This window comes from Gordonibacter urolithinfaciens (genome assembly GCF_900199375.1).
GTDB classification, from domain to species: domain Bacteria; phylum Actinomycetota; class Coriobacteriia; order Coriobacteriales; family Eggerthellaceae; genus Gordonibacter; species Gordonibacter urolithinfaciens.
This window is the reverse complement of sequence record NZ_LT900217.1, coordinates 1,250,228-1,270,838: the sequence shown is the minus strand read 5'-3', so window position 1 is coordinate 1,270,838 and position 20,611 is coordinate 1,250,228. Positions and strand designations below refer to the sequence as shown.

Genomic DNA, 20,611 nt, shown 5'->3' with positions numbered 1-20,611 from the left:
CATGCCCTCGGAAGCCGTGCGCGCCGCCGACGAGCTGGCTGGCAAGCCTGCGGGCGAAGCGGCCGCTTCGCCGTCGCTCGTGCTTCCGGCCGAGCTGGCGTGGGCGGTCTACTTCCTGATCATCCCTCTGGGCGTGGCTGCCATGGCGCATGCCGACGTGGGCCTCGTGCCGGCCGCCGCGCTGCCGTTCGCACTCAACGCCATAGCGCCCCAGGTGAGCTACGGCGTGTGGTACGTCGTATTCCAGATAGGGCTCGTTGCCATCCTGTGCGCCGTTAGGCGAACGCTCGACTGGCGCTACCTCGTGTCGTTTCTGGTCTGCGCCGTGGGCGGGGCGCTCATCGACTTCAACGGGTCGTGGATGAACGACCTGTTCCCGATAGAGTCGCTTGCGCTGTCGTGCCTGTGGTTCGTCGGCGGTTTCGCCGTCGTGGCCGTGACCGTGTACTTCTGCACGCGCTGCCAGCTGCCCGTCATGCCCATCGACACATTTCCGCGCGACCTGTGCGCGGCCATCGGCCAGCCTTACGCCCGCGTGAAGGTATGGTTCGACGTCGTGACGCTGCTCGCAACCTGCGCTATCGGCCTTGTCGGCGGCGGCGCGCTGTTCGGCATCAACGTGGGCACGGTCGTGTCCGCCTTGCTCATGGGCCGATCGATCGGCCTTGTCCAACGCATCATGGACAAGCGCGTGGCCTATCGCAAGCACCTGCCGCTCTAGGGAGGGGGAGGCGGAAAGGCGCGGGCGGTGCTGCGGGACGGCGCCGCATTCCTTCCGTCCATAACGGCGCTCGCCTTCTAAGGCGGGCGTTACTTCCACGTGGGCTGGTCGGGGGAGCCTTCCGGCTGCTCGGGACCGCGCGCCCAGGGGTCTTCCTTGGCGTCGGCCTGCGCGTACTTCAACCAGGCGTCCTCCTGCTTCGCCTCGGCGATCCAGTCGTCCTGCGACTTGCCCAGCACGCTGCCCACCATCCATACGATGCCGCAGAGGATGCCGCCAACCACGAACGCGATCCAGCTGATGGCGAACCCACCCTGACCGGCGCGGATGGCGTCCTTCAGTGCGTGCTTGTCGATTCCGTCCCAGCCGCCCACCTGGTCGAACAGCGGCACGAAGCCCCACACCAGGAACACGATCAGCGCGAGCAGCATGATACAGCCGCAGATCACGCCCATGACGCGTTCGGCGCGCACCTGCTCGGGCGACTTCACCACGGCGGTGGGCGGCAGATCGGCGCCGAGGTTCTGGCGGTGGGCGATGTAGGTGAGCTCGGACAGCTCGTACTTCGACTTCTGCATCGTAGCCCAGATGAGCGTGCCCACGGCGACGGCAAGGACGAACATGAACGGCGCGACGATCAGTTCGTCCAAACGGACGCCGCGCACGAGATCGAGCGAACTGTCCTCAGGCGAGAGGCCGATGAGCATGATCACGTCGAGCAGGATGAGTCCCACGCCGCCGGCGATGAGCACGGGGAAGCGGCGGCTGAAGCGCTCGAGCACGTCGGCGGCGTAGCGCGGCTCGATGGAGGGGTTGCGGCGCTTGAACTCGCCGTGGTTGAGGCTGCCCACGATGAGGACGACCACGCCCACCACCACGAACGACAGGAACGCGACGGTCGATATGTTGCTCGGCCATCCGAGGGCATCCAGGAGCACCTGCACCCCTACGCCCACGAGGATGCACGCCACGCCGAGCGCGATGGACAGGTCGAAGCGGTTCATGTGGCGGTCGTAGCGCTCGGTGTCGTTCTCCTTGGTCACGTGCACGCTGCCGCGCATGAGGTCGTCGAGGCTGGTGTGGAACAGGTCGCACAGCGCCAGCAGCTTGTCCATCTCGGGGTAGTTCGTTCCGGCCTCCCACTTGGACACGGTCTGGCGCGACACGCCCAGCTGCTCGGCAAGGCCCTCCTGCGTCACGCCGTAATGCTGGCGCAGGTAGACGAGGTTGTCGGCGAAGCTCATGGTAGGTTCCTTTCGTTGTTGGTAGGTATCATACCCGAACGGTGCGGCAGCGAAGCTGTGGTGCGCGATCTCGCCGCCTCGGGCAGCGTGCGAGCGACGGGCCCGTTTGGATTCGTCGTTCGCACGCTGCCCGAGGCGGGCGAATGTGCCAGCCCCTCGTGGCAAAATTGGCTGGCCCGCGTTCCCCCCCCCCCCCCCCCCCCCCGCACTCCCTTTCGGTGCTTCTATCATGCGGTTGCAGGGCCGCCCGCTCCACCACTTTGATGGTGCGTTTTGCTTTTTTTCGCGCACGCTGAGGTTGCGGAAGCTATGACCTGGGGTTATACGTAGCTTGTCGTGGCGCTTTCGTTCGGCGGCAAGAGTTCGGCGACGTATTCTGCCGCCACAGGAGGTACCCTATTTGGTATGGTGCGTGAAACGGACGGCAAAAGAGAGCCGCGAAAGGGATGGTCGCATGGCAAAGTCGGAGCCGAGCATGGAGCTGAACGTGGAGCAGGTGCGGAACTTCAGGCTGCACGCGCACCATCTGGACACGTTCTACGCTAAGGCCGACGTGCTTGCAGCGGTCGGCGCCTGCGGCATGCAGAACACGCCGCCCGGTGCGTGGGAGGCTGCGCTCTTCAACCGCGTGCCCGCGTGCAAGGCGGCCGATCGCGACCGCCTGCTGCTGGAGGAGCGCTCGCTCGTACAGGCGTGGAGTTTTCGCGGCACGCCCGTCGTGTTCCCGGCGGCCGACAGCGCCGCGTTCCTGTCGGCGCTTGCGGCGGAGGGCGAAGAACCCTGGATCTACACGCGGGGCATCGGGCTGGCGCTCGACTTTCTGGGCGTGGGGTTCGACGAGCTGCTGGTCTTGCTGGAGCAGGTCATGCCACAGCTGGACGGGCGGACGGTGACCGGCAAGACATCGCTCGACCAAACGCTGGCCGCGTGGATGGAGCCGCTACTGCCCGCGCAGAAACGCTCCTTGTGGAACGAGCTGTCGATGTACGGCAGCCCTGACAAGCAGACGGTGGGCGGCGCAGCGGTGTCGTTCCTGCTGCGGCCCTGCTCCTTCAAGGGCCTGGTGGTGTTCGGCGCGCGCGAGGGGGCCAGCCCCACGTTCACGTCGTACCGCACTTGGCTCGGCCGCCTCTTGGCGCCCGACGCGGACGCGTCCCGCAAACTCGTGCGGAAGTTCGTCCACTGCTACGGGCCGACCACGGCCGACCGGCTGGCCGCGTGGCTGGGATGCTCTGGCGCTCAGGCGCGGCGGCTATGGAAGACGGCCGCCGACGAGATGGAGCCGGTCACGTTTTTGGGCAAGAAGGCTTACGTGCTGTCCGCCGACCGGGAGCGCCTGCTCGCGCCGCAGCCGCTTGAGCGCGAGCTGCTGCTGCTAGCCGCGCACGACCCCTACCTCGACCAGCGCGACCGCGTCGTCCTGCAGTCGGACAAAGCGCTGCAACGTCGGATATGGCGCACGGTGGCCAATCCGGGCGCTATCGTACATTGCGGCGAGGTGGTGGGTACGTGGACCGGCACGAAGAAGGGCGCCGGCCTGGAGGTGGAGGCGAACTGGTGGTCCGACGCCGTCGACGGCCGGCAGGTGCGCGTCCTCGCCGAACAGCACGCCGCCTTCCGCGGTCTGGAGCTCACGGCGTTCGAAGGGTAACCCCCGGCCGTTCATTTGAAAGGGGAGTTTCGTTTACGGTGGATAGCGCAGCTGCACTTTCATAAGAACGGCACCGCGGAAGGATGCTTGAGCGATCTTTGGTGCGGTGCCTCATGTTGCAGAGGGGCTTTTGTCCTTCTAGTTGTCGGCTTGTTCAAAATCCTGCAAAGTCTCGGTGGAGAAACGGTGCCAAGCGGAAGCGGGCCGTACAATGGCCGAGAAAGCGGAAGCGGCGCGGCGTTCATTGGATGGTGGCGGGATGTGCAGCGGGCAGTGGTGGGATTCCGGCGGTGAATTCCTGCGATGGCTCGTTCCGGCGACTGCCGACTCAGGCGGCGGCAACCCTTCGCCCTTCGCATGGCCGCACCTCAACAAAGGAGGTTCCCATGCTCAAGCTCATCGCCAGCGATATGGACGGCACCATGCTCGACGCGAACGAGTGCGTGCCCGACGGCACGTACGAGCTCATCCTGCGCCTGCGGGAGAGGGGCGTGCGGTTCGCGGCCACGTCGGGGCGGCGCTTCGACACGCTGTGCGAGCTGTTCGAGCCCATCGTGGACTGCATGGACTTCGTGGCGTCGAACGGCGCGCAGGTCATCGTGGAGGGCGAGCTGGTGGACCTCGAGGTATTCTCGCATGCGGCCGTGAAGCGGCTGGCGCGCGTGGTGGATATGTTCGACACCATGCACCTGGCGCTGTTCGACGAGACGCGCAGCTACCTCCTGGACGATGAGGCGCGCTTCGAGCGCGAGGTGGACAAGAATCTGCCGAACCCCGTGCGCGTGTATGCGGTGCCGTCGCCCCAGGTGAACATATTGAAGGCATCGGTGTACTGCGACGAGGACGTTATGGATATGGCCTACATCCTCACGCGCGAGCTGGACGACGACTTCGTGTTCGCGCCGTCTGGCCGCAAGTGGATCGACGTCATGCAGCGCGGCGTGAGCAAGGCCACCGGCGTGAGCCAGGTGCTGGACGCCCACGGTATCCGGGCCGACGAGATGACGGCGTTCGGAGACTCCATGAACGACTACGAGATCCTGCGCATGGCCGGGACGAGCGTGGCCATGGGTAACGCGCGCTACGCCATCAAGCAGATAGCCGATAAGGTCATCGGCACGAACGTGGACCACGGCGTGCAGGCCGAGCTGCGCCGCGTGCTGGAGGGGCTGGGCTAGGCTGCCAGGTTGGACGGCCAGTGCCGCAAGCCGGATCCCCGTTCGATTGAATGTGGCAGAAAATTTGACCTAGGGCAGAGATTCAGGCGATTTGGATGAGGCCAGGGGTTCCTTCGCCGCCATAATCCCAGTTCGGATTTTTCGACGAGAACTTCGTCGTGCCCTACCTCGATATTCTTGCCAAATTCTGCAGTCTGGAGGAAAGCGGGGGCAATCCCCTACATCCCCGCATGCCCCTCGCCGCTCACGCGCGCCTCGGGGTCGCGCAGCACGGCGCGGTCGAGGCCGCCCACCGCGTTCGACGCGGTGACGCCCGCCACCATGGAGTCGCTCACGTTGAGCGCGGTGCGGCCCATGTCGATGAGCGGCTCGACCGAGGCCAGCAGGCCCACGATCTCGATGGGCAGCCCCATGGTGCCCAGCACGATGAGCGAGGCGAACGTCGCGCCGCCGCCCACGCCCGCCACGCCCAGCGAGCTGATCACCACCACGGCCACGAGCCCCGCGACGAACGTGGGCGAGAACACGTCGATGCCCACCGTGGGCGCGATGATGGTGGCCAGCATGGCGGGGTAGATGCCCGCGCACCCGTTCTGCCCGATGGACATGCCGAAGCTGGCGGCGAAGTTTGCCGTGGCCTCGTCCACGCCCAGGGCGCGCGTCTGCGTCTCGATGTTCAGCGGCACGGCGCCTGCGCTCGACCGCGCCACGAACGCGAAGCTGAGCACGGGGAACGCCTTTCGCATGTAGGCGAGCGGGCTCACACGGTTCGCCAGCAGGATGAGGCAGTGCACCAGGAACATGAACGCGAGCGCCCCGTAGGACACGGCCACGAACTTGCCCAGGTCGAGGATGGCCGCGTAGTCGCTCGTGGCCATGACGTGCGCGATGAGCGCCAGCACGCCGTAGGGCGTGAGCGCGAGCACCATGGACACGATGCGCATGACGATGCCATACAGGCTGTCGATGAGCTGCCGGAAGAACGCGGCCTGCTCGCACGCGGCGGCGGTGGCGGCAGGGGGGACGTCGGCTGCGCCCTCGCCGCGGGCGCGCAGCTTGAGGTAGGCGATCCCTGTGATGGCGGCGAAGATGACCACGGCGATGGTGGACGTGGCGCGGCTTCCGGCCAGGTCGGCGAACACGTTCACGGGGATGAACGACAGGATCATCTGCGGCAGCGTGAGGTTCGCCACCTGCTGCTGGTCGGCCTGCAGGGCCTCGAGGCTCGCGGCGCTCGAGCCGGCGCCTGCGTCGGTGAAGCTCGCGCCCGCCAGGCCGGAGAGCACGACGGCCGCCCACCCCGTGAGCGCCGCCACGGCCACGGTGCCCAGGAGCACCGCCAGCACCACGGCGCTGATGCGGCCGAGGTTCTCCGTCACCTTGGTGCGGGTGAACGCGCCCACGATGGCCACGAACACGAGCGGCATCACGAGCATCTTCAAAAGCGCGATGTAGCCTTGGCCCACCACGGCCATCCAGTCGAGCGCCATGGAGGCGGCGTCGCTGCCGCGACCGAGCGCCAGCTGGATGCCCGCCCCTAACAGGATGCCTAGTCCCAGCGCCGTGAACACCCGCGGCGTGAAGCCGATGCCGCGCCGCTTCATTAGCCAGAGCGCCCCCAGCAGGACGGTGAACACGGCCAGGACGGCGAGGACGGGAAGCAGGGTTTCGAGCGGCATGGGCGATCAGCTTTCTGGACGGCAGCGCCCTCCAGTATGCCGCGCGCGCGAAGCCGTCCTGCCCTCCGCCGGCAACCGTCTCGCGCCCGTTGCCGAACCGATTGCTCCCCGCCTATTCGGGCCCTTCCGCGTTCGGGGCGCACGCGTGGCGTTCGCCGAAGCGGATCACATGCTGTCGTGCGAGATCGACCAGGCGCTCGCGGGCGGCCGCGTCGGTCGCGCCGTCGGCAGCTTGGATGAGCATCATGAGCGGCGCGAAGAACTCAAGCGCCAGCATTTTCGGGTCGTCGCGCACGAAAGCGCCCGATTCCACCATGGATGCGAACAACGTCTCCTGCCACGCGAGCGGCGCCTCGATGAAGTAGCGGCGGTACAGTGCGCCCAGCTCGGGCGTGCGATATTGCTCTACGGTGAGCATCTGCCGGAACAACGTGGCGAACTCGTCCTCGGTCCAGTAGCGAAACATCCCCTCGCCGAGGTCCGCCATCTGTGCGACCGGGGTAACCGCGTAGTCGCGCACCTGCTCGTCGACGCTGCCCTCCGGGAGCCCGATGGCGGCGGATGCCAGCTCGTATCGCTCGTCCATGCGCCTGACGAGCGCGTCCAGTATGGCCTGCTTGCAGGCGAAGTGCTTGTAGACCGACGCCGGCTGGATGCCGACGGCGGCTGCGATCTCGCGCATCCCGGTCGCCTCGAACCCCGCGCGGGCGAACAGGCGCAGCGATGCCTGCAGGATGTCCTCCTTGGTGTTGCGGCGGGGCGTCATGCGATGTCCTCCCCGGTGCGGAGCGCGTGCCAGCTCGCGGCCGTCTGCAGCACGCCGAGCGCCAGGTAGAATGCGGAGATGCCGTTCGGCATGAAGGCGAGCTCGAACGCGGTCCAGGCGATGAGCAGGACGCCTGCCGCGATTCCCCACCTATACGACGCCGCCCGCTTCCCGCGGAAGCGCAAAGCGAGCGCGACGATATTCGGCGCGCCGTTCACCAGTGCGAGCGCCACTCCCGGCCACAACCACGTGGCGATGAGCGGCTCGGGCAAGGGCAGGACGCCCAGGAACTCGATGGGCATGACGTCGTTCCAGCTGACGGACATGGCGACGAGCCCGCTTACCGCCATGAACCCTCCGCACACGACGGAGCATATCCCGTCGAACCAGTTCATGAACAGCGCGAACCCGCGCGAGCCCTTGCGAGGGGATGCGGCCTTCGATCCTGCCGAGCCGTCGTCGTCATGGTGCTCTCTTTCTCTCGTAAAGCTAACGAACGTTAGCCAATGGAAGCAATTTAGCAAACGATCGTTAGCTTTTCAAGCCCGGAGACGACGCTCTCCTTCCATGCGGTGGACGAAGCCAGGTATCTATGACAACAAATGAAAGAAACAGTTCGCGATAAATCGAGCGGGGGCGGCGTGGCGAAAAGCAGGTAGTCGCTCGAAAGCAAGATGCACGTGTGTCGCGCCACCAAGAGCATGACACAGCAGGAGCTTGCCGACATACTGCAAACTCGCTCAATCATCGTGCTGTTTTTGTCATGCTTCATATATCGCGCAGCACGGTCTTCGCCTGGGCGGCCTCCATCGCGGGGTGGGGGTCGCACGTGGTTGACGCGACCCGGCTGGCGCGGTATGCTGGCCGGCGTTGCAACCACCTCGTTGGGGGAACCAATGATACTTTGCAGGGCTGCCGCTCTGTGCGTGATCGCCGATGAAGCATCGCACGGAGCAGGGACGGACAGGACCATCGGCATCGGGAGGCGCGCTGCCTAAGGGCACGCCTTGTCGTCGATGCCGGGATGCCGGGAACCTTGAGCGCCGCGGATGGCTTCGTCCGCGGCGCTTTTTCATGCGCTGGGCGCATCGCGTGGCTGCGGCCGTCGCGAGCCCCTGCCTCCTTCCGTTTTCGCATTCCGATCCTCCGAGGTGACCTATGGCTTTTTCTTCATCGACCGTTTCCTTCTCCGAGGGGCCGCTGTTCCGGCAGCTGCTCTCGTTTGCCTTGCCGCTCATGGCGGTGAACATCTTGCAGTACGTGTACCAGGCCGTCGACATGGCGGTGGTCGGCCAGGTGGTGGGCGACGTGGGGCTCGTGTCCATGAGCAACGCGGTGAACGCCGTGTTCCTGGTGAACGCGTTCGTCATCGGCCTTTCGGCCGGAGGCGGCGTGGTGGTGGCGCGCGCGGTGGGCGCGGGCGACGTGGGCGCGCAGCGACGGGCCTACGCGGCCACGCTCCTGGTGGCATTGCTGGCATCTGCGGGCATCGCTGCGGCCGGCACGCTGCTCGCGCGGCCGGCGTTCACGGCGAACGCGGTGCCCGCGGCGGCGCTCGACGGGGCCGTGGCCTACACGACCGTGCTCTGTTGCGGCGCGGTCGGGCCGTTCCTCATGAACGCCGCGGCCGCGTTCCTCAAAGCGCAGGGCGACGCGTGGACGCCGCTTCTGCTGGTGGGTGCGGCGACGTTCGTGAACGTGGCGCTCGACCTGGTGCTCGTGGGCCCGGCCGGCCTGGGCGTGCCGGGCGCGGCGGTGGCCACCGTGGCGGCGCAGGGGCTCTCGGCGCTGCTCGCGCTCGCGCTGGTGCGGCGGCGCTTCGCGGCGGGGCGCGTGCTTGGGAGCAACGTTCTCGCGGGCGGCTTCGCTGCCGACGTGCGCGCGGTGCTTTCGGTCGGCGTGCCCTCCGCCGTGCAGATGGCGGTGGTGAACCTGTCGTACGCGCTGGTCACCGGCATGCTCAACCGCTATGGCGTGGACGTTGCCGCAGCGGCGGGCGTGGGGCTGCAAATAAGCACCATCGCGGGGCTGCCCTGCTGGGCCATCGGCCAGGCCATCACCACGGCGTCCGCGCAGTGCGCCGGCGCCGGCGAGCTCGCGCGCGCCCGCGACGTCGCGCGGCTGGGAGCGCGCTTCAACATCGGCGTCACGCTGGGCATCCAGGTGCTCATCCAGCTGCTCGCGCCGGCCATCGTGGGGCTCTACGGCCTCACGCAGGGCGCGCCGTTCGACATCGCCGTGCTCTACCTGCGCATCACGTGCAGTGTGAACGGCCTGTTCTACGCGGCCATGTACAGCTTCGACTCGTTCGCTCTCGGGGCCGGCTCGCCGCGGCTCGTGCTGGCGAACTCGCTCATCGACGCGTTCGCCGTGCGCTTCGGCCTGGCGTTTTTGCTCTCGGGCGCGCTCGGCTTCGGCTACGTGGGCATTTTCGTGGCGCAGGCGGCCTCGCCCGTGATTCCCGCGATCATCGGCGGCGTCTACCTGCGCCGCTGGTCGCGCTCGCGCGGTGTGCTGCGGGAAAGATAGGGGGATGTGGCAAAACGGAACGCATATGCACCCGAAATAGCCCTTCCAAAAGCCTGCGAAGCCGGCTCATCGAAAGAAACGCCTGATGGCGCTATCCAGCGCGTTCGATAACGAGTGCATATGACCGCCAAATTGCCAATCCAGCCAGGAAGTCGCGCACGTGCAGGGCACGGGGACGGCGCGCAGCCTACGCCTTCGTCACCAGCTCTTGCACGGGGATGCGCTCGACCGCGTGACGTTCGGGGCTCTTCCATTCGTCGGCGGCGTGGCCCACGGCCAGTATGTTCACCGGCACGAGCGAGGCGGGCAGGTTGAACGCCTCGCGCACGCCGGCGGGGTCGAACGCGCAGATCCACACGCTGCCGAGGCCCAGGTCTGTGGCCTCGATCATCATGTGGTCGCAGGTGATGGAGGCGTCGATGGCGGTGGAGACCATGCCGTCGACGGGGCGCTTCCAAGCGCGCTCGGCATCTGCGCACACGATGAACGCGAGCGGCGCGCCGTAAAGGTTCGCGTACCTTCCGAGATTCGCGAGCCCTTCCGCGCTTTCCACCTGGATGAGGCGCACGGGCTGGCGATTCGCGGCGCTCGGCGCGACGTGGGCCGCCTCCACGATGGCGGCGATCTTGTCCGGTTCCACGGGGTCGGGATCGTAGGCGCGGATAGAGCAGCGCTTCTTGGCAAGGTTGGTAAACGACATGGGATGCTCCTTCTCTCGGACGGGTTCGTTTCTCCTTTCATGATAGAAGCCGCTACCGGACAAGCAAGTAGGCACTATTTTGGAATATACTACCGAAAAGGAAAGCAAGGGCTTGCCGCCGAAGGCCCGCCGCAAAGGAGCGCTGCCATGAAAACCTGCCCAGATGCCTACCATTGCCCCGTCGAAGCGACCATCGACATCGTGGGCGGCAAGCACAAGGTGCTGATACTCTGGCACCTGAGCAAGCACGGCGTGCTGCGCTTCGGCGAGCTGCAGCGGCTCATGCCCCAGGCCACGCCCAAGATGCTCACCCAGCAGCTTCGCGAGTTGGAAGCCGACGGCATGCTCCACCGCGAGCTGTACCATCAGGTGCCGCCCAAGACGGAGTACTCGCTCACCGAGCGCGGCCGCAGCTTCACTCCGGTGCTGAACGCCATGTGCAAATGGGGTGGCGAGGTGCTCGACGAGATGGGCGTGGAGGCGAGGGGAAAAGGCGTTGAATAGGCAGCTCAAACCATGGGAAAAGATGCGGAATAGCCGAATACTTCTTTGGAAAAGGTGCAGAAGGAGGCGAGCATGACGGATGCGACAGCCAGCGCCACCGTGCTCATAGTGGAGGACGACGCCCACATCAGCGGCATCGTGGCCGACCACTTGGGGCATGCGGGGTACGCCTGCACGCAGGCGTTCTCGGGAACGGAGGCGCGGCTCGTGCTGGAGGCGGCGGACGCGCGCGGCGAGCGGTTCGACGTGGTGGTGTGCGACCTCATGCTGCCCGGCCTTCCCGGCGAGGACATCGTGCGGCTCATCCGCTCTGCCGACGCCCATACGCCCATCGTCGTGACATCGGCGCGCACGAGCGCCACCGACAAGGTGGACCTCCTCAAGCTGGGCGCCGACGACTACCTGGCCAAGCCCTTCGACCTGGACGAGCTGCTCGCACGCATCGAGGTGCAGCTGCGCCACCGCGGCCGCGTCCCTGCGTCGCAGCCCGGCGGCGACGTGCTGCGCGTGGGCGCATGGGCCGTCGACCGCGCCGCGCGCACGCTCGCGGTGGACGGCGCGGACGTGCCCCTCACGCGCACCGAGTTCAACATCGTGGAGCTTCTGGCGCTGCATCCGAAGAAGGTGTACACGAAGCAGGAGCTGTTCGAGCTGGCCTGGGGCGAACCCTACGCCGCCGAGGACAGCACGGTGAGCGTGCACGTGTCCAACATCCGCGCCAAGCTCAAGCCCACCGGTACCGACGGCTACCTCCGCACCGTGTGGGGCCTCGGGTTCAAGCTGGCGGTCGACGAGGGCGCATGACCTGCGCGGAAAGGAGCGTCCCGCATCTTCAAGCTTTCTTAAAGGTTGGTTCATCCTTCCTGAAACCCTGTTCCGTAAGCTGGAAGCATGTTGAGAAGGCGAAGGGAAAGGGGCGTTCATGAACGTCGTTGAGACGCGGGGGCTGACGAAGTCCTACCGCGGCAAGCGCGCGGTCGACCGGCTCGACCTGCATGTGGCGCAGGGGGACATCTACGGGTTCGTCGGGAAGAACGGGGCGGGGAAGTCCACCGTCATGAAGATGGTGTGCGGGCTGGCAGCGCCCACCGAGGGCGAGATCGAGCTGTTCGGCGGGCGCGCCGGCGCCGTCGTTCGCGGCGAAGCCGTGCGGCCTGCGGGAACGTCGCGCGTGGGCGCCCTCATCGAGGCGCCGGGCATCGCCCCCAACCTGACGGCCTACGAGAACCTCATGGCGAAGGCCCTGGCCTTGGGCGTGGTCGACGCGTCGGCGCGCTGCCGCGAGGCGCTTGCGCTCGTGGGCCTCGAGGGCGTGGGCAGGAAGAAGGCGAAGGGCTTCTCGCTCGGCATGAAGCAGCGGCTGGGCCTGGCGCTCGCGCTCGTGGGCTCGCCCGACCTGCTGCTGCTCGACGAGCCGTTCAACGGCCTGGACCCCGAGGGCACGCGCGCCATGCGAAACCTCATCGTGCGGCTGAACCAGACGCTCGGCGTGACCGTGGTCATCAGCTCGCACGTGCTGGACCAGCTCGACCGCGTGGCCACGCGCTTCGGCATCATCGCCGAAGGCCGCATGGTGCGCGAGATGACCGCCGAGCAGGTGCAGGCCGAGTGCGGCGACAGCCTGCGCGTGCGCACGGCCGACCCGGCCCGCGCGCTCGCGTTGATGGAGGAGGCGTTTCCCCAGGCAACGCTGCGCGCACTGCCCGATGAGTCCCTCTCCGTCGCGGGCGACTACGACGCGACGGCCGTGTCGCGCTTTCTCCACGACGCCGACCAGACGGTGCTGGAGATGAGCCCGGTGCGCCGGGATATCGAGGACTACTTCGTGGAGCTCATGGAAGGCGGCGCGCAGGGGGCTGCGCGCGCCGCGTCGTGCGAGGAAGGCGGTGCGCGCCATGTTTAACCTGTTGAAATCCGATGTCTACCGGCTCGTGCACGGCAAGATGCTGTGGGTGGGCCTGGCCTTCCTCGCGCTCGTCGTGGTGGGGGCAGCCGGGCTCGTCTGGTTCGCCACCACGCCCGAGTTCGCCCAGATGGTGAACGAGCAGGCGCAGGAGGAGGCGCGCCAGAGCGGCGCGACCGTCACGCTCACCACGCCCAACGGCGCCGACCTCGACGCAGCCGAAGTGCGGATGCTCAATGAGAAGGTCATCGGCAGCCGCACCTACTCGTACGGCAACACGTTCATGGTGGGATTCCTCGGGCTGATCCTCGCGGTGCTGGCGGCGCTGCTGGCCTCGTCCGACTTCGACACGGGATTCGCGAAGAACGTGCTCGCGGGGCGCGGCGACCGTCGGGCGTACTTTGCGGAGAAGCTCGTGCTGATCGCGGTCTTGTGCGGGGTTTTCCTGTTGGCGGGCATGCTCCTGTCGGATGCGGTGTACGCGGTCCTCGGGTTCTCCTACGAGCGCACGGAGACGGTGGGCGAGTATTGGAGCTGGGCGGTGCTGTCGTGGCTCGTCCTGACGGCGTACGCGTTCCTCGGCGCGCTCATCGCGTGGGCGACGCGCAGCAAGACGGTCGGCGTCGTGTTCGCGGCGCTCGTGCCCACGGGCTTCCTCGAATCGATGGTATTGGGGGCGGCCGCGGTGCTCGCGCCGGCCATGCCGCTGGTGGGCGACGCGGTGCAATGGCTGCCGTTGTCCGTGCAGCAGCGGCTGGCGGCGGGAGGCACGGGCCTGTTCGAGGCGGGCGCGTCCGCCGTGGCCGGGCTTCCCGCGGCGGCGCAGGCGCTTATCGTGTTCGGAGCGATCGCAGCCGTGTGCGCGGCGCTGTCGCTCACGGCGTGCCGGCGCAGGGACGTGTAGGGCAAGGAGGGCGTTCGGATGGCGTATGTGCTGGTGGGGCTTGCGTGCTTGGCCGTCGGGGCGGGCGCGGCGGCGCTCCTCTTCCGCCGGGAGCTGCGCCGCATGGCGCGCTTCCTGCGCGGGCGCGACGCGCGCAGCAACGCGCGCATGACGGTGGAGGCGCCCGGGCGGGCGTTCGCCGAGCTGGCCGAGGCGGTGAACGCCCAGTTGGACGCCGCGCAGCGGGAGCGGCTCGAGGGGCAGCGCCGCCAGCAGGAGTTCCAGCGCGACCTGTCCAGCCTCTCGCACGACATCCGCACGCCGCTCATGGGCGCGAAGGGGTACCTGCGCCTCGCGCAGGACGAGGGCGACGACGCCGGGCGCGCCCGCCGGTTGGCCGCCGCCGAGGCGCGGCTCGACGACATGGGCGCGCTCCTCGACCAGCTGTTCGCCTACGCGCAGGCGAACGACCCCGACCTCGCGCTCGACCTGCGTCCCATGGCCGTGCTGCCGGCGCTGGCCGATGTGCTGGTGGGGCAGTTCCCCGCGTTCGAGCGGCGCGGATGGGAGCCGCGCGTGGACTTCGAGGACGAGGGGCTTTCCGTGGATGCCGATGCCGAGGCCCTCGCGCGCATCTTCGAGAACCTCGTGGGCAACGCGCTGCGCCACGGTTCGGGGCCGCTTGCGGTGGAGCAGCGCGGAGCCTGCGTGGCATTCGCGAACGAGGTTCCCGACCCCGCCGCCTTCGATCCCGAGCGCCTGTTCGAGCGCTTCTACCGGGCCGACGCCGCCCGCAGCGAGGTCGGGAGCGGCCTCGGCCTGGCCGTGTCCGCCAGCCTCGCCGCAGCCATGAGCATGCGCCTGTCCGCGCGCCTGGACGGAAACGTGCTGGTCGTGGAGCTGGCGCTGCCGGGTTAGGACTGTCCTTCAGCTATCTCTCGCTGCATCTTCTTCGTCAGCTTGGCGAACACGAGGTTGTAGGAGTGGCCGCACAGCTCGCGCAGAAGGTCTTCGGGCACGTCGCCGTCGAGGTCGACGGAGATCCAATGACGCTTGTCGGCGTAGAAGCCGGGGAGGATGTCGTCGGGATGCTCGGCGCGCAGCTGCTCGGCCCAGGCGGGGTCGCACTTAAGCGACACGAGGCGGCGGCCGGCGTATTCATGGTGCTGCGGGCCCGGCTGCATGGTGGCGGCGAACATCTTGCCGCCCACCTGATAGCGCTGCCATTCCCATTCCACCTTGTAGTCCGTCGTCGCGCCGGGCAGGCCCAGCAGGTAGGCGTCCAGCCATTCGTGCGCGGTCATCGTTGCGCTCCTTCCTCGGTTACGTCGGTTGCGTGCGCGGCTCGCTCGCGAAAGCGGACGTCGGCCGCGTCCATCAGCTCGCGCTCGCCCTCGATCTCGCTCGGGTAGGGGTAGCGCGCCGCTGAGCGGTCGAACTCCTCGCGAATGCGCCGCGCCGCTTCCTCGTCGCAGTTGGCGAGGAGCGCTTGGGCGTAGCGCGTGCGCAACACGGAGGGGAAGCTGCTCATGGCCTTCATGAGCTTGCGGGCGTCGGCGTCGAGGACGCGCTCGGCTTCCTCTGCGCGGCTCTCGCCCATGAGCTCGCAGTACGCGAGGTCCACCTTCAACAGCGAGCGATGCAGGCCGAGCATGCCTGTCTTGCGTTTTAGCAGGTCGCGAATGGCGTCTGCGGACTCGGAGGTGCGGCCCTCGTCCAGCAGCCGGTTGCAGGCGAGCACCGCCACGGACGCGATGAGGGGGTTGCGTAGGCGCTCGGCATCGGCTGGCACGGCGAACCAGGCGGCGGGCATGTCCTTCACGCGCAGGTCGTCCGCCTGGGCCTCGCCCACCTTGAGGATGGTCCAGAACGCCCGCAGCGCATCCGGCGATTCGCCTGCCGAGCGCAGGTTCTTGCCGTCGTTGTTCACGCCGCCGACGGTGAGCGGCAGGCCGTTCGTCAACGCGAACACGAAGCCGACGAGGGCGAGGAACGCGAAGAAGATCGCCGCGAGCCTCTGCGGCAGTGCGAAGGCGAGGGCTGCCGCTACCAAGGAGACCAGGGTGTTCGCCAGCACGCCGCCCAGGTTGTAGAGCCGGTAGGGGATGCGCCCGTCAACGAGGTCGGGCGGCCCCATGAGGCATTGCCCGCCTGTCCCTTGAATGGAGAGCCGCTTGAGGCACAGCCGTCCGTCTTGCTCGACCAGCATGAGGCTGCCCACGCGAAACGAGCGGAACCGGTAGCCGGTCGCCAGCCCGAGCACGAGGTGCCCCGCCTCGTGGACGACGACCTGCAAAATGCAGGCAACGACCAAGAGCGCGACGGCCGCGACGAGCCAGGCGACGGTGCCGAGCGGATCGCCCTCGCCGCTGCTCATGGCGTGCCCGATGAGGTAGCCGCCCACGGCGCCGGCCGCCATGAACAGCACGATGGCAAGCGCCTTCGCTCCCCACTGACGCTTCCGTTCGCTTCGCTTTGCCGTCACGCCCCCTGCCTTCCTTCGCCGCTTGTCCAAAGCCGCCTCCCAGTATCTCACATCGCTGCGAAGTTCGCCCTTGCTCCCTAGGCTCCAGTGTCGTAAGATACATACCGTCGGTATGTTTTAGGAAAACGACGCATTGGTTTTCGGCACGAAGGGAGCGATGCGGCGCGGGTTCCACTCGGATGCTTCACATTGAACATCCGTTCGTTCTATCGAAGAGGAGATATTCATGGCGCGCAACAAGTACCCTGAGGAGACGGTGAGCCGCATCCTCGATGCGGCCATGTGCCTGTTCCGCGAGAAGGGCTTCGAGCACACCACCATCCAAGACATCGTCGATCAGCTCGACGTGACGAAGGGGGCGGTGTACCACCACTTCAAATCGAAGGAGGACATCCTCAACGCCGCCATCGACCGCGAGAGCGAGCCGCTCATGCGGCTGCTGGTGGAGATCCGCGACGATCCGCGCATGACCGGCCTCGAGAAGATGCAGGCGCTGTTCGAGGCCTCGATGGAGGGCCCGCAGCTGCCCCTGAGCGCCGAGGTGGCTATCGCGCCCGACCCGGTGCGCAACAGTCGCTTTTTGGGCATGCAGTACCAGTCGATCATCAACGAGGTGGCTCCGCAATTCGTGGAGCCCATCATCCGCGAGGGCATGGCCGACGGCACCATCCGCACGGAGTATCCGCAGGAGATGGCCGAGGTCATCCTCATGCTGGCGAACCTGTGGGTGAGCCCCGCGTTCCGCCTGACCGACGCCGAGCAGATGCGCCGCCGCATGGACTACTACGTGGAGCTGCTGCACCTCATGGGCCTCGACGTGCAGCCCGGCCGCATCGCCGGCATGCTCGAGGAGTTCCGCGACGGCTACGAGCGCAATTTGCAGGAGAAAGGGGAGCGCGCATGATTGTTTGAGTGCTGGATCGGCCGTGGTGGTTGGGGTGCTCTGTTTTTTCGGCTGCGGTTGCGTCGTGCGTCTCTGCTTGGGTAGCGCCTTGTCGCCCGACTGCGGTTGCACCTCGTCCGCTGCTCGATGTTTCACGTGAAACATTTGTACTGAAAAAGCAGGTGCAGAATGGAGAGGGCTCCCCGCGGCCGCTGCGCGCCGCTGCATACCGTGGTACGCTGCCGCGCGTTTCTCGTCATCGCTGGATCGCTGCCTCGACTCAGCATCTTTTTTAACCAAGATACATACCAACCGAAGGTATGAAAGAAAGGAAAGAACCTGTGGACAAGCTTTTGAACCGGTCGTTCGTCTCGATCGTGATCGTGCAGATAGCCTCGCTGTTCGGCGACGCGGTGCTGCGGTTCGCGCTGCCGCTCTACGTGCTGAACGTGACGGGCTCCGCGGCGCTCATGGGGGCGGTGTCGGCGGCGGCATGGCTGCCGTACCTCGTGCTCACGCCCATCGGGGGCGTGGCGGCCGACCGCGTGAACAAGCGGCGCATCATGGCCGCGCTCGACACGCTGCTGGCGCTCACGTGCGCGGCGTTCCTCGCGCTCGACGGCACCGTGGACCTCGTGGGCCTGTGCATTTGCGCGCTCATCGTGCTGTACGCCGCGCAGAGCGTGTACCAGCCCACGGTGCAGGCGGCGGTTCCCTTCGTGGCGCCGCGCGAGGGCATCGTGCGCGCCACGGCCATCGTGAGCCAGATCAGCGCGCTGTCGGGTTTGGTGGGCCCCGTGATAGGCGGGCTCGTGTTCGGGCTGTTCGGCATCGAGCCGGTGGTGGCGGTGGCGGGAGCGGCCTTCGCCGTGTCGGCCGTGCTCATCGTGTGCGTGGTGCGCATCCCCTTCCAGCGCGCCGAGCGCAGCCAAGGCGTCCTGCGCATGGTGGCGGGCGACATCGCCGAGAGCTTCGCCTTCCTGCGCGGCGAGCGGCCGGTCATCCTCAAGACCATCCTGCTGGTGGCGGGCATCAACCTGACGCTGTCGGCGTTCATCATCATCGGCGCGCCGGTCACCGTGACGCAGATACTCGGGCTGCCGAACCAGTTCATGGGCTTCGCGGAAGGCGCGCTCGCGCTTGGCGGCCTGACCGGCGGCATCCTGGTTGGCGTGCTGGCGAAGCGCCTGACCTTGCGCCAAGCGCCCGTGTTCCTGTTCGTGGCGGCCGTTGCGCTCCTGCCCATCGCCGTGGTGCTGGGCGCTCCGTTGGACCCGCTCGTCGCCTACGGGGTGCTGGTGGCAAGCCTGTTCGTCTGCATGGCCTGCGCTACCATGTTCAGCATCCAGGGCATCTCGTTCATCCAGCTGGAAACGCCCGCGCACCTGGTGGGGAAGGTGATCGCGCTGGCCATGTCCTTGGCGAACTGCGCGCAGCCGGTGGGGCAGCTGGTGTACGGGGGGCTGTTCGACGCGCTTCGGGGCAACCTGGTGCCGGTGGCGCTGGGCACGGTCGCGGCCGCGCTCGTCATCGCGGCGCTCACGAGGCGCGTGCTCAAGCGCGGCTTGCCGGCGGAGGCGGGGGCGGCAAGCGGAGCTCCCGCCCCCGCGTCTGCCTTGGAGGCTCCCGAAGCGGGCGCCTAGGCCTGCTCGAGCGTGACGGCGGTACCGGACGCCGTCACCATGAGCATGTTGCCCTGGCCGAGCACCTCGTAGTCGATGTCCACGCCCACCACGGCGTGCGCGCCCAGGGCGGCGGCGCGCTGCTCCAGCTCGGCGAGCGCCTCGGAGCGCGCCTGCGTGAGCTCCTGCTCGTAGCCCTCGCTGCGACCGCCCACGATGTTGCGGATGCCCGCGCCGAAGTCGCGCAGGAAGTTGACGCCGGTGATGACTTCGCCGAACACGATGCCGTAGTAGCCGCTCACGCGGTAGCCGTCGACGGCGGGGGTGGTGGTGACGATCATGGTGCTTCCTTTCAGGTGGGTGAAACGAAGGGACGGGGTTATTGTCTCATTTCCCAGCAGGCTGCGACCCCCGGAGCGTGCGAGAACGAGAGAATCACCGCACGCTTCCCTTGCCTCACTCGCCGGCCAGCGCGAGCTTGGCCTTCACGATGCGCAAAACCGACTGGTCGATGCGTTCCTCGGAGAGGGAGCCCTCGCTCACGGCGTCGAGCACGCCCTGGTAGGCGGCGGCGAAGTCCTCCGGCATGAGCACGAGGTCCGCGCCGGCCTCGAGCGCCGCGACGCCCGCCTGGTTGGGGGTGCAGAAGTCGCCGACCGCGCCCATGGAGAGCGAGTCGGCGATGACGAGGCCTTGAAAGCCCAGCTCCCCGCGCAGGAGGTCGGTGACGGCCGCGGGGTTGAGCGAGGCGGGCACGTCGCTGCCGAACGCGTTCGGGGCGGTGAGGTGGCCCACCATGACCATCGGCACGCCGGCGTCGATGGCGGCCTTGAAGGGCGCGAGCTCCCAATCGCGCAGCTCGTCGAGCGTCTTCTCGCTGACGATGGCGCCCTCGTGGCTGTCTCCCATCACGCCGCCGATGCCGGGGAAGTGCTTGGCGCTGCAGAGCACGCCCGCCTCCGCAAAGCCCTCCACCTGCGCGGACACCATGCTGCCAACGATCGCGGGGTCGGTCCCGAACGAGCGCAGCGCCATGACGTCCGTGGAGGGGTCGCCGCAGACGTCGGAGTCGGGCGCGAAGTCGAGGTTGAAGCCGAGGTCGCTCAGGTAGCCGCCGATGCGCGCGGCAACGGCCTTGGCCTGCGCCGTGTCGCCCGCCGCGCCCACGTCGGCCATGTTCCCCTCGTTGGGGATGTCGAAGCCGGGGTTGCCGCCGATGCGGCTCACGGTGCCGCCCTCCTCGTCCACGCCGACGAACAGCGGCAGCCCGCACGCGCCCTGCGCGAAGGCCTGGGAGTTCGCGATCATTTCGCGCGTCTGGTCGGCTGAGAGCAGGTTCTTCTGGAAGTACACGAGGCCGCCCACAGGGTAGGCGGCGAGCGCCTGCTGCGTGGCAGATCCGGCCTGCGTGGCGGTGTCCACCCCGGTGATGGCCTCGGGCGTGACCACGAACAGCTGCGCGACCTTCTGCTCGAGCGTGAGGGAAGCCGCATTCTCGGCGGTGCGCTCGTCGAGCGTGGGGACGGCCGCGGGCTTGGGCGCGGACGGCGCGGGCGTGGGCGTGGGCGCAGGCTCGGCGGGCTGCGACTCGCGCTCGTCGCGCACGCCGCCGAACTCGCTCTCCGGCGACTCCGGCGCGTCGGTCGCCGCAGGCGCGGAGCACCCGGCGGCGCAGCAGAGCATCATCAAGGCGAGCGCCGCGGCGGCCGCCTTCTTCCGCATGGTTCCTCGTTCCATCAGGCTCATCACGCCCCTCCTTCGCAATCGGCGAGAGCGCGAACAAGTATAGGCGCGCGACGGGGCCCGCTCGCGCAGGCCCCGCAGCTTCACGTGAAAGTTGAGCGTCCGATCTCCGAGGCCCCG

20 protein-coding genes are annotated in these 20,611 nt (G+C 67.7%); 11 read left to right on the top strand and 9 right to left on the bottom strand.

The window, feature by feature from the left end:
* Position 1 precedes the first annotated feature (1 nt).
* On the top strand, positions 2–721 hold the full coding sequence (locus tag BN3560_RS05585) for a DUF6198 family protein (RefSeq protein ID WP_096227321.1): 720 nt from the start codon (positions 2–4) through the stop codon (positions 719–721).
* Positions 722–810: 89 nt separating this feature from the next.
* Here BN3560_RS05585 and BN3560_RS05580 read toward each other — a convergent pair whose 3' ends face one another.
* Positions 811–1,965: a helix-turn-helix domain-containing protein gene (locus tag BN3560_RS05580; RefSeq protein ID WP_096227320.1), complete on the bottom strand. Its 1,155-nt coding sequence runs from the start codon at positions 1,963–1,965 to the stop codon at positions 811–813.
* A gap of 454 nt (positions 1,966–2,419) precedes the next feature.
* On the opposite strand from BN3560_RS05580, the gene BN3560_RS05575 reads away from it, so the two are divergent.
* Positions 2,420–3,616 carry a winged helix DNA-binding domain-containing protein gene (locus BN3560_RS05575; RefSeq protein ID WP_096227319.1) on the top strand — a complete coding sequence of 399 codons (1,197 nt, stop codon included), beginning with the start codon at positions 2,420–2,422 and terminating at the stop codon, positions 3,614–3,616.
* Between the two features lie 386 nt (positions 3,617–4,002).
* Positions 4,003–4,794, top strand: a complete 792-nt coding sequence (locus BN3560_RS05570; RefSeq protein WP_096227318.1) for a Cof-type HAD-IIB family hydrolase — start codon at positions 4,003–4,005, stop codon at positions 4,792–4,794.
* Positions 4,795–5,012: 218 nt separating this feature from the next.
* On the opposite strand, the gene BN3560_RS05565 is transcribed toward BN3560_RS05570, so the two are convergent.
* The 3 genes from BN3560_RS05565 to BN3560_RS05555 all read right to left on the bottom strand — a co-directional run bounded on the left by BN3560_RS05565 (position 5,013) and on the right by BN3560_RS05555 (position 7,634).
* Positions 5,013–6,473: a cation:dicarboxylate symporter family transporter gene (locus BN3560_RS05565; RefSeq protein ID WP_096227317.1), complete on the bottom strand. Its 1,461-nt coding sequence runs from the start codon at positions 6,471–6,473 to the stop codon at positions 5,013–5,015.
* Positions 6,474–6,585: 112 nt separating this feature from the next.
* A complete protein-coding gene (locus BN3560_RS05560) occupies positions 6,586–7,239 on the bottom strand; it encodes a TetR/AcrR family transcriptional regulator (protein WP_096227316.1) in 654 nt (217 codons plus the stop codon).
* On the bottom strand, positions 7,236–7,634 hold the full coding sequence (locus tag BN3560_RS05555; protein WP_096227315.1) for a hypothetical protein: 399 nt from the start codon (positions 7,632–7,634) through the stop codon (positions 7,236–7,238). The genes BN3560_RS05560 and BN3560_RS05555 overlap by 4 nt, the downstream gene beginning before the upstream one ends.
* A gap of 763 nt (positions 7,635–8,397) precedes the next feature.
* On the opposite strand from BN3560_RS05555, the gene BN3560_RS05550 reads away from it, so the two are divergent.
* The gene (locus BN3560_RS05550; RefSeq protein WP_096227314.1) at positions 8,398–9,768 is read left to right on the top strand and encodes an MATE family efflux transporter; all 1,371 of its coding nucleotides are present in this window, start codon (positions 8,398–8,400) and stop codon (positions 9,766–9,768) included.
* Positions 9,769–9,955: 187 nt separating this feature from the next.
* Here BN3560_RS05550 and BN3560_RS05545 read toward each other — a convergent pair whose 3' ends face one another.
* Positions 9,956–10,468 carry a nitroreductase family protein gene (locus BN3560_RS05545; protein WP_096227313.1) on the bottom strand — a complete coding sequence of 171 codons (513 nt, stop codon included), beginning with the start codon at positions 10,466–10,468 and terminating at the stop codon, positions 9,956–9,958.
* 147 nt (positions 10,469–10,615) lie between these two features.
* On the opposite strand from BN3560_RS05545, the gene BN3560_RS05540 reads away from it, so the two are divergent.
* The 5 genes from BN3560_RS05540 to BN3560_RS05520 all read left to right on the top strand — a co-directional run bounded on the left by BN3560_RS05540 (position 10,616) and on the right by BN3560_RS05520 (position 14,676).
* Positions 10,616–10,972, top strand: coding sequence for a winged helix-turn-helix transcriptional regulator (locus tag BN3560_RS05540; protein WP_096227312.1), 357 nt, complete (start codon positions 10,616–10,618; stop codon positions 10,970–10,972).
* 72 nt (positions 10,973–11,044) lie between these two features.
* Positions 11,045–11,776 (top strand): response regulator transcription factor, encoded by a 732-nt coding sequence (locus BN3560_RS05535; protein WP_096227311.1) that lies wholly within the window; start codon positions 11,045–11,047, stop codon positions 11,774–11,776.
* A 118-nt stretch (positions 11,777–11,894) separates the two neighbouring features.
* Positions 11,895–12,875 (top strand): ATP-binding cassette domain-containing protein, encoded by a 981-nt coding sequence (locus BN3560_RS05530; protein WP_096227310.1) that lies wholly within the window; start codon positions 11,895–11,897, stop codon positions 12,873–12,875.
* Positions 12,868–13,779, top strand: a complete 912-nt coding sequence (locus BN3560_RS05525) for a hypothetical protein (RefSeq protein ID WP_123649910.1) — start codon at positions 12,868–12,870, stop codon at positions 13,777–13,779. Before BN3560_RS05530 ends, BN3560_RS05525 begins: the two co-directional genes overlap by 8 nt.
* 18 nt (positions 13,780–13,797) lie before the next feature.
* On the top strand, positions 13,798–14,676 hold the full coding sequence (locus BN3560_RS05520) for a sensor histidine kinase (protein ID WP_096227308.1): 879 nt from the start codon (positions 13,798–13,800) through the stop codon (positions 14,674–14,676).
* Here BN3560_RS05520 and BN3560_RS05515 read toward each other — a convergent pair.
* Positions 14,673–15,062, bottom strand: coding sequence for an MmcQ/YjbR family DNA-binding protein (locus BN3560_RS05515; RefSeq protein ID WP_096227307.1), 390 nt, complete (start codon positions 15,060–15,062; stop codon positions 14,673–14,675). The genes BN3560_RS05520 and BN3560_RS05515 overlap by 4 nt on opposite strands.
* Complete coding sequence (locus BN3560_RS05510; protein ID WP_096227306.1) at positions 15,059–16,243, bottom strand: M50 family metallopeptidase; 1,185 nt, start codon at positions 16,241–16,243, stop codon at positions 15,059–15,061. The genes BN3560_RS05515 and BN3560_RS05510 overlap by 4 nt, the downstream gene beginning before the upstream one ends.
* A 226-nt stretch (positions 16,244–16,469) precedes the next feature.
* Between BN3560_RS05510 and BN3560_RS05505 the strand changes: the two genes are divergently transcribed.
* A complete protein-coding gene (locus BN3560_RS05505) occupies positions 16,470–17,147 on the top strand; it encodes a TetR/AcrR family transcriptional regulator (RefSeq protein ID WP_096227305.1) in 678 nt (225 codons plus the stop codon).
* A 320-nt stretch (positions 17,148–17,467) separates the two neighbouring features.
* Positions 17,468–18,769 (top strand): MFS transporter, encoded by a 1,302-nt coding sequence (locus BN3560_RS05500; protein WP_096227304.1) that lies wholly within the window; start codon positions 17,468–17,470, stop codon positions 18,767–18,769.
* Here the strand turns inward: BN3560_RS05500 and BN3560_RS05495 are convergent.
* Positions 18,766–19,089, bottom strand: coding sequence for a heavy metal-binding domain-containing protein (locus BN3560_RS05495; RefSeq protein WP_087190114.1), 324 nt, complete (start codon positions 19,087–19,089; stop codon positions 18,766–18,768). The genes BN3560_RS05500 and BN3560_RS05495 overlap by 4 nt on opposite strands.
* 115 nt (positions 19,090–19,204) lie before the next feature.
* Complete coding sequence (locus tag BN3560_RS05490; RefSeq protein ID WP_227115016.1) at positions 19,205–20,494, bottom strand: glycoside hydrolase family 3 protein; 1,290 nt, start codon at positions 20,492–20,494, stop codon at positions 19,205–19,207.
* Between the last annotated feature and the right edge of the window lie 117 nt (positions 20,495–20,611).